This is a genomic window from Roseivivax sp. CAU 1761 (assembly GCF_054482755.1).
Genome location: NZ_JBTLRM010000012.1, coordinates 91,697 through 100,650, shown reverse-complemented (window position 1 = coordinate 100,650; position 8,954 = coordinate 91,697). Strand labels below are relative to the sequence as shown.

Annotated in this window: 7 protein-coding genes; 1 reads left to right on the top strand and 6 read right to left on the bottom strand. The window is 71.2% G+C overall.

Annotated features, from left to right (window positions below; genetic code table 11):
* The first annotated feature begins 327 nt into the window (after positions 1-327).
* The gene (locus tag ACXYMW_RS09810; protein ID WP_459035132.1) at positions 328-1,257 is read left to right on the top strand and encodes a hypothetical protein; all 930 of its coding nucleotides are present in this window, start codon (positions 328-330) and stop codon (positions 1,255-1,257) included.
* 86 nt (positions 1,258-1,343) lie between these two features.
* On the opposite strand, the gene ACXYMW_RS09805 is transcribed toward ACXYMW_RS09810, so the two are convergent.
* The 6 genes from ACXYMW_RS09805 to ACXYMW_RS09780 all read right to left on the bottom strand — a co-directional run.
* Complete coding sequence (locus ACXYMW_RS09805; RefSeq protein WP_459035131.1) at positions 1,344-3,539, bottom strand: xanthine dehydrogenase family protein molybdopterin-binding subunit; 2,196 nt, start codon at positions 3,537-3,539, stop codon at positions 1,344-1,346.
* Positions 3,536-4,564 (bottom strand): FAD binding domain-containing protein, encoded by a 1,029-nt coding sequence (locus ACXYMW_RS09800; RefSeq protein ID WP_459035130.1) that lies wholly within the window; start codon positions 4,562-4,564, stop codon positions 3,536-3,538. Before ACXYMW_RS09800 ends, ACXYMW_RS09805 begins: the two co-directional genes overlap by 4 nt.
* A complete protein-coding gene (locus ACXYMW_RS09795; RefSeq protein ID WP_459035129.1) occupies positions 4,561-5,082 on the bottom strand; it encodes a 2Fe-2S iron-sulfur cluster-binding protein in 522 nt (173 codons plus the stop codon). Before ACXYMW_RS09795 ends, ACXYMW_RS09800 begins: the two co-directional genes overlap by 4 nt.
* A 169-nt stretch (positions 5,083-5,251) precedes the next feature.
* The gene (locus tag ACXYMW_RS09790) at positions 5,252-5,728 is read right to left on the bottom strand and encodes a CoA-binding protein (RefSeq protein WP_459035128.1); all 477 of its coding nucleotides are present in this window, start codon (positions 5,726-5,728) and stop codon (positions 5,252-5,254) included.
* Positions 5,729-5,935: 207 nt separating this feature from the next.
* Complete coding sequence (locus ACXYMW_RS09785) at positions 5,936-8,233, bottom strand: xanthine dehydrogenase family protein molybdopterin-binding subunit (protein WP_459035127.1); 2,298 nt, start codon at positions 8,231-8,233, stop codon at positions 5,936-5,938.
* A gap of 81 nt (positions 8,234-8,314) precedes the next feature.
* Positions 8,315-8,954 (bottom strand): type III PLP-dependent enzyme domain-containing protein (locus ACXYMW_RS09780; protein WP_459035126.1); only part of this gene is annotated, 640 nt, incomplete at its 5' end.

Below are 8,954 nucleotides of genomic sequence, written 5' to 3'. Positions count from 1 at the left end.
CCAACCCGGCCTCTCAGCCCCGGCCCGTCCGGCCCCGCCAGCGCCTCAGCGCCGCCGGTGAAGCGCTATCTACGGATCACCAAACAAACCCGCAAGCCAAAAATCCAAAAAACCAGGAAGTTTCTCGCAACGGTCTGAAACTGCTCTTTTATTTGACGCGCTCTCGCGATCCGCAGGGTCTCGCGGGCATCCGGGCGGCCAGTCCCTGCCCCGGGGCGCGGCGACTCGGCCGGAAAGCGCCGGTCCGCTTGGGGGCGGCGGATCGTGATGCAACCCGCAGGCGGGACGCGGCGTTGCCGCGACACATCACCCAAGGAGGACACTTTCATGACCCGTGCATTTTCCTGCCGCGTCGGCGCGGCCAGCGTCCTGGCCCTCGCGCTCGGCAGCGGTGCGCTCTGGGCCCAGAGCGCCGACCCCGCCCCCGATACCGGCACCGCCGCGCAGAAGCAGATCCTGCAATCGGTGACCAGCGGCCAGCCCGGCGGTGCCGAACTTGCCGAGACCCCGGATCTCGAGACCGGCAGCGACACCGAGACCACCGCCGAGGCCGACAGCGCCACCGGCACCAGCATGGACGGCGAGGCGTCCGATCCGATGCGCAACGCCCAGACCGGCCCCGCCGGCGATGCCGCCGCGGAGGACGGTTCGGCGCCGATGACCGCCGGAACCAGCGCCGAGACCACCGGCAGCCCGGACGGCGCGGCCGGGGCCACCGGTCTTTCCGGTGCCGCGGCCCAGGCCGAAGTGATGAAATCGGTCACCGGCGGCCAGTCGGCGCCGATCCCGGCCCAGGGCAACAGCCAGAGCGCCGAGACCGACGCCGCCAATCCGGTCCGGCCCGGCGGCGATGCCGGGGCGACCGAGACCGCGGAGGGCGCCACCACCGAGAGCCCGGTCACCGAGCATATGGGCCAGGCCACCGGCATGGTGTCGTCGGGCGAGAGCGCCCAGGCCGAGATGATGGGCGCGATGAAGTCCGAGGATGGCCGCTTCACCGCGATGAAGATGGAAGGCCTGGTGCGCCAGATCTACCAGAGCGCCTACACCGCCGGCTACGACGATGCGGTGGCCGACATGCATGCCCGGATGGGGTCGATGATGGAGGGCGTGCGCCCGACCGAGGACAAGGTCGAGGAGAAGCGCCAGCAGATGTCGGCGACCTTCCCCGACCAGCAGGGCACGGTGATCATGGTGCCGCCGGGCATGGATCCGCGCCAGGTCCTGCTGATGCTGTCGCAGCAGGGCAACCGCTAATCGCCAGGCACACCCCCGCCGGTGCAAAGCGCGCCCGGAGGTCCGGGCGCGCTTCTTTTTTGTGCCTCGCGGTCCGGGGCAGCCGGTCAGTAACCGGCCGCTTCGAGCGCCGCGATCACCCGGTCGGGGGTCGCGGGGAAGTCGCGCAGGCGCACACCGCAGGCATTGTGGACAGCGTTGAAGATCGCCGCCCCGGCGCCGGAGATGCCGAGTTCGCCGACGCCCTTGGTCTGGATCGGGGTGGTCTGGTCGTCGCGCTCCTCGAGGAAGTCGACCTCCACCAGCGGCGCGTCGAGATTGCAGGCGACGTGGTAATTTGCGAGGTCGCGGCTCACCACGTGGCCGTCCCGGGGATCGTGCTGCAGCTCCTCGGTCAAGGCGCTGCCCAAGCCCCAGAGCATGCCGCCGATGCATTGCGACCGGGCGGTCTTCTGGTTGAGGATGCGACCGGCGCCGAACAGGCCGAGCATCCGCGTCACCCGCACCTCGCCGGTCAGCGCGTGCACCCGGACCTCGGCGAAATGCGCGCCGAACCCGGCCGAGCAATAGGCGTCCGAGGTGTCGCCCGGCTTGATCTCGCCCAGCGCGGTCAGCGGCTCCGCGGCGATCTCGGAGAGCGGGCGTTCGCGGTTGCCGCAGCGCGCCACGCCGTCCTGCAGGGTCAGGTCGTCCTCGGAGCAGTCCATGGCGCCGGCAATCTGGCGGCGCAGGTCGCGGGCGGCGAGGAACACCGCCGAGCCCGAGGAATTGGCGCCGAAGGAGCCGCCCGAGCCCGACGTTGCCGGATAGTCGGTGTCGCCCAGCCGCACCTCGACCTGCGCCGGGTCGAGACCCAGCATCTCGGCCGCGATCTGGCACAGGATGGTGTAGGAGCCGGTGCCGATATCGGTCATGTCGGTCTCGACCACGGCGCCCGCGCCCGTCAGGGTGATGCGCGCGGCGGCCGGGACCAGCATGTTGGGGCGGGCCGCGGCGGCCATGCCGATGCCGGTGAACCAGTCGCCGTCGCGCCGGGCGCGCGGCGCCTGCCGGTCGGACCAGCCGAAGCGGTCGGCGCCCTGGCGCAGGCAGTCTTCCAGCGCCCTTGCGGTGTACGGGATGTCGTCCTCGGGATGGCGCTCCGGCACGTTGCGCAGGCGCAGCTCGATGGGATCGATCTGCAACCGCTCGGCCAGTTCGTCCATGGCGCATTCCAGCGCCAGCATGCCGACCGCCTCGCCCGGCGCGCGCACCGAGCCCGAGGGCAGCATGTTGGTGCGGGCGATGCGCTGCTCGTAGAAGCGGTTGTCGCCGCCATAGAGCAGATGCGTCGAGGTCGAGACCGGCTCGGCGAATTCCTCGCCCGGGGCGTTCGAGATGCGGTCCTCGTGGCCGATCCCGGTCAGCCGGCCGTCCTTCCCCGCCGCCAGCCGCAGGCGCTGCACCGTCTCGGTGCGGCGCAGGACCGAATCGAACACCGTCTGCCGCGCCATCACCACCCGAACCGGCCGGCCGAGATCGCGGGCCGCGACCGCCGCCGCGACCGCCTCGGGACCGATGCCGAGCTTGGAGCCGAAGCCGCCGCCGACATAGTTCGACACGATTCGGACCTTCTCGGCCGGGATGTCGAGCGCGTCGGCCAGTTCGTTGCGGTTCGAATTGGGCATCTGGTAGGCGCCGTAAAGCGTCACCCGTCCATCCTGCCATACCGCGATCGAGGCATGCGGCTCCATCGCCGCGGCGGCATGACCGGCCGTGGTGAAGGTCTCGTCGAGGGTCACGTCGGCCTCGGCCATGGCGCGGTCGAGATTGCCGAAGCTCGGCGAGGCGTCGTCGTTGACCTCGGCGGGGGCGGTCTCGGGATCGACCGGGGCGCCGGGCTCCTCGGCGTAGTCCACCACCAGCCGCTCGGCGGCCTCGCGCGCCGCCTCGAAGGTTTCGGCCACCACCAGCGCGATCGGCTGGCCGTGATAATGCACCTCCGGCAGCGGCCGGATCGGCGCCTCGTTGGCCATGCCCTGGGCCGGCGAACGGACGAAATTCTCCGTGTAGACGATGCGGATCAGGCCGGGGATGCCGGCGATGCTGGACCCGTCGATGTTGCTCACCCGGCCGCGGGCGATGGTGGCGCGGACCAGCGCGCCATGGGCCAGGTTCTCGACCGGGAATTCCGCGGCATAGGTGGCGCGCCCGGTGACCTTGAGGGGGCCGTCGACCCGGTCGAGAGGGGCGCCGATGACGCCCTGCCGGGTCTCGTCGAGGATGCGCGGCTGCGCCTCGTTCATCTCGAATGCGTCCTTCATGCGGCATCTCCCACGCTGTCGGTCGGAATGGACGGCTGATCGTTGGCGCCGGTCAGATCGCGCAGCACCGAAATCAGCGTGCGGCGCGCCAGGGTGGTCTTGAAGGCGTTGCCGGGATCGGTGCGGGCCTCGGCCAGCAGGATCTCGGCGGCCTCCGCGAAGGCGGCCTCGCCGGGCTCGCGGCCGGTCAGCGCCGCTTCGACGTCGAGGTTGCGCCACGGCCGGGGAGCCAGCCCGCCGAAGGCCAGCGCCACCTCGCCGATGCGGTCGCCATCCATCCGCAGGATGCCGGCGACCGAGACCAGGGCAAAGGCGTAGGAGGCCCGGTCCCGGACCTTGCGGTAGCATTGCCGCGTGCCGCGCTTCGGCGCCGGCAGGATCACCGCGGTGATGATCTCCGAGGGATCGAGCACCGTCTCCACGTCCGGGCGGTCGCCGGGCAGGCAGTAGAAATCGTCGAGCGCCAGGCGGCGGGTGCTGCCGTCCGGGCGGCGCGTCTCGACCTCGGCGGCCAGCGCCCGCAGCGCCACCGCCATGTCGGAGGGATGCGCCGCGATGCACGCCTCGGAGGTGCCGAGGATCGCGGTCATCCGCGACCGGCCGCCCTGCGCGTCGCAGCCGCTGCCGGGGGCGCGCTTGTTGCAGCGGGTCGCGGGGTCGTAGAAATACGGACAGCGCGTGCGCTGCAGCAGGTTGCCCCCGGTGGTCGCCTTGTTGCGCAGCTGCCCCGAGGCGCCGGCCAGCAGCGCCCGGGCCAGCACCGGGTAGTCGGCGCGGATGCGGGCATCGCCGGCGAGATCGCTGTTGGGCACCAAGGCGCCGACGCGCAGCCCGCCCTCCCCGGTTTCCTCCACGGCGTCGAGGCCGGGAATGCGGGTGATGTCGACGAGCCGCGACGGCGTCATCACCTGGATCTTCATCAGGTCGAGCAGGTTGGTGCCGCCGGCGATGATGGAGGCTTCGGGGCCGAGCGCCTTTGCGGCGGTGTCGAGATCGTCGGCGCGGTGATAGTCGAAGGGTCTCATTCCGCCGCCTCCTGCGCGTCGCCGCGCTCGGCCGCGCGCCGGATCGCGTCGCGGATCCCCGGATAGGCGGAGCAGCGGCAGAGATTGCCGCTCATGCGCTCGGCGATCTCGGCATCGTTTAGCGCGGCGCCGTCGAGCGAGGCCGAGACGTAGGAGGGCCAGCCGCGGCCGGCCTCCTCGAGCATGGCGGTGGCCGACATGACCTGGCCGGGCGTGCAGTAGCCGCATTGGAAACCGTCGCAGGCGACGAAGTTGCGCTGCAGTTCGGTCATGCCGTCGGGCGTGCCCAGCCCCTCGACCGTGGTGATCTCGTCGCCCTCGTGCATCACCGCCAGGGTCAGGCAGGAATTCACCCGGCGCCCGTTGATCATCACCGTGCAGGCGCCGCATTGGCCGTGGTCGCAGCCCTTCTTGCTTCCGGTGAGCTTGAGATGGTCGCGCAACGCGTCGAGCACGGTAACGCGGGTGTCGAGATCGAGCGCGTGCTCGCTCCCGTTGACCCTGAGCGTGATCTTCATGGCAATCTCCTGGCTAGCGGATCCGGCGCGGGCCGGGGGGGGCACCGGGCGGCGGATCCGGGATATCTGGCGGGCACGGCGCGGCCGACCGGAGCCCGGCGCGCCTGTCCGGGGTGAACGCATGCGCCGCGGGGCCGTTCCGCCCGGTTTGTGCCGAAGCCGCCGATGCTCAGAGCCGGGACGAGATCACCCCCGTGGCGAAGCCGCCCATGCGCAGCTCGCCGAACAGGCGCTGGTATTCGATCTTGGGGCAGCGGTCCTGCACGACCTCGATGCCGCGGGCCCGGGCGCGGGCGGCGGCCTCGGCATGCCGGACCCCGATCTGCATCCAGATCACCCGCAGGTCGGGAAAGGTCGCCAGCGCCTCGTCGACAATCCCGGGCACCGCCTCGGAGCGGCGGAAAATGTCCACCATGTCGACCGGCGGGCACTCGGCGAGGCTGGCCCGGATGGGGGTGCCGAACAGCTCGGTGCCGGCATGGCCGGGATTGACCGGCACGATGTCGAAGCCCTTCAGCTTGAGATAGCGCGCCACGTAATAGGAGGGCCGCACCGGATTGGTGGAGACCCCCACGACGGCGATCCGCCGCACGCTGCCAAGGATGCGCCGCAGATCGCCGTCAGAGATGGATTCGGTGTCGGACATAGCTGTGCTCCTCTGACAGGCGGTCACAAAAAAGCGCCCAAGGAAAACCTTGGGCGCCAGGTACGGAACGAGGGACAGTGAAGGTCTCGCGGGGGTTCCGATCCCGCGATCCTGCTAGATAGATGGGCTCAAAGGACACAAATGGAAGCCCCGTCAAGAAACCGTGAAGAGAAATCTTGACATTTCCGAAAGATCCTTTGCAGCGCGTCATTCTGCCGCCTGCTGCGCCGTTTTCAGCATCTGCCAGACCCGCAGCGGGGTGAAGGGAATGTCGGCCTGCCGCACCCCGCGGGACCACAGGGCGTCCTGCACCGCGTTGGCGACCGCCGCCATCGAGCCCACGGTGCCGGCCTCCCCGCAGCCCTTCATGCCGAGCGGATTGGCGGTCGAGGGCACCGCCTCGGTCGAGAAGTCGATCATCGGCAGGTCGGCGGCCCGCGGCATGGCGTAATCCATGAAGGTCGCGGACAGGAGCTGGCCGGTCTCGTCGTAGACCACGCGCTCGCAGAGCGCCTGGCCCAGACCCTGCGCCACCCCGCCATGGACCTGCCCGGCGACCAGCATCGGGTTCACCAGATTGCCGAAATCGTCCACCACCGTGTAGCGCGCGACGGTGACGGCGCCGGTCTCGGGATCGACCTCGACCTCGGCGACATGGGCGCCGTTCGGGAAGGAGCGGGCCTCGAGCGTGGCGCTGGCGCTGTGGCTCAGCAGGTCCTCGCGGCCCGCGGCGCGCGCCATCGCGGCCACTTCCAGCATCGTCGGGTGCTGGTTCGAGCCCTCGGCGCGGAACTGGCTGCCGTCGAAGGACACCTTGTCGGCCGCGACGCCCAGCTCGTCGGCCAGAAAGGCGCCGAACGCCGCGACGATCTTCTCCACCGCCACCAGCGTGACATTGGCCTGCACGGTGACCGAGCGCGACCCCCCGGTGCCGCCGCCCTTGGCGATCAGGTCGCTGTCGCCCTGCACCACCCGGATGCGCTCGGCTGGGATGCCGGTCTGGTCGGAGAGGAACTGCGCGAACACCGTCTCGTGGCCCTGCCCGTTCGACTGCGTGCCGACATAGATCACGGCGCCGCCCTCGGCGTCGAACGCGACCTTCACGTCCTCGGAGGGCGAGCCGAGAATGGCCTCGATGTAGTAGCAGAGACCCTGGCCGCGCAGCTTGCCTTCGGCCTCCGACCGGGCGCGCCGCGCGGCGAAGCCGGCGCGGTCGGCCGCGGCCTCGACCCGGCCCAGGACGCGGGCGAAATCGCCCACGTCGTAGGTCTCCCCGGTCGGGCTCTTGTAGGGAAACTTATCCACCGGAATGAAATTGCGCCGCCGCAGCTCCCACGGATCGATGCCGAGCTCGCGGGCGGCGCGGTCCATCATCCGCTCCAGCAGGTAATTGGCCTCCGGCCGGCCGGCGCCGCGATAGGCGTCGACCTGGGTGGTGTTGGTGACGATGCCCTCGGTCCGGAGCCAGGCGGCGGGGATGTCGTAGACCCCGGTCATCACCCGGCTGAAGAGATGCGTCTGCATCAGCGGGCCGAAGCCCGACAGGTAGGCGCCGAGATTGGAGCGGGTGTGGATGCGGTAGCCCAGGATGCGATGCTCGGCGTCGAAGGCCATCTCGGCATCGGAGACGAGATCGCGGCCGGCATTGTCCGACAGCATGGTCTCGCCGCGCTCGGCCATCCAGCGCACCGGCCGGCCCAGCACCCGCGCGGCATGGGCGACGGAGAAGTATTCCGGGTAGGGCATGGTCTTGGTGCCGAAGCCGCCGCCGACATCCGGCGTGGTGACGTGCACCGCCTCGGGCGCCAGGTCGAGGATGCGGACGAGCTGGTCCTTAAGGGTCCAGACCCCCTGCCCGCCATAGGAGAAATGCAGCCGCGCGCCGTCCCATTCCGCCCAGCAGCCGCGCGGCTCCATCGGGTTGGAAATCACCCGGCTGTCCTCGACGGTGAGGCGCACGACATGGGCGGCGGTCTCGAAAGCCCGGGCCGTGGCGGCCTCGTCGCCGATGCCGAAATCGAAGACCCGGTTGTCAGGCAGCTCGTCGAAGAGCGGCGTGCCGCCGGCCTCGAGCGCGAGATGCGGGTCGCGATCCTCGAGATCCAGCTCGATCAGCTCCGCGGCGTCGCGCGCCTGGTCGAGGGTCTCGGCCACGACCAGCGCCACCGGCTCGCCGACGAAGCGGACGCGGCCCTCGGCCAGGACCGGGCGGCGCGGCGGCGCGGTCCGGGAGCCGTCGCGGTTCGGCACCATCACCGTGGGCAGGCCCTTGGTGATCCCGGCCTGCGCCAGGTCCTCGGCGGTCAGCACCAGCCGCACGCCGGGCGCGGCGCGCGCCGCCGCGACATCCAGCGCGGTGATGTCGCCATGCGCCACCGGGGCGCGGAACACCACGGCGCGCAGGGCGTCTTCGGGCGCGGTGTCGTCGATGTAGCGGCCCTGCCCGGTCAGGAAGCGCAGATCCTCGACCCGCTTCACCGGCTGACTGCTGCCGAACTTCTCCATCTGCCGCGCTCCTCGCCGGTTGTGTCCGGGGCGGAGACTACGCGGCGCGGCGCGGGTGTCCAGCGCGGGGCCGCAGTTTCATCAATCGCGCGACAGCGTCACGGTGCCATGGCCGCCATAGCCGTTGAACCGGGTGACCAGCGCGCCGGCATAGGCGCCCATGCCCTCGATCAGCAGGTAATCGCCACAGGCCAGATCCTCGGGCAGCGCCAGCGGCCCGGGCAGCGCGTCGAGGCTGTCGCAGGTCGGCCCGAACACGGTGCGCGGCCGCGTCCGGCCCGGGCGCCGCTGGCCGTCCGGATCGATCGCCGCCAGCCGTTCGCCGGCCCCGAGGTCGCGCCACTCCGCCAGCGCGCCGTAGATGCCGTCATTCAGCGTCACGCCGCGCTCGTCGACGCCCTTCACCCGCAGCGCCAGGGTGTAGGCCTCGGCCACCATGGCGCGGCCCGGCTCGCAGACCAGGGGCGGCGGCGCGCCCTCGAAGGCGGTGGCGCAGCTCTCGGCCAGGACCGCGAAGACGCGTTCGAGATCCGGGCGGGCGCCGCCCCGATGCGCCGCGAAGCCGCCGCCCACGTTCAGCCGCGCCAGCGTCACGCCGGCGGCGCGGGCGATGCCGGCGCAGGCGGTGACGTAGCGCGCCCAGCTCTCGGGATCGACGCATTGGGTGCCGGGATGGAAGGTCATGGCGGTGCGGAAGCCGCGCGCCGCGGCGCGCCACAGG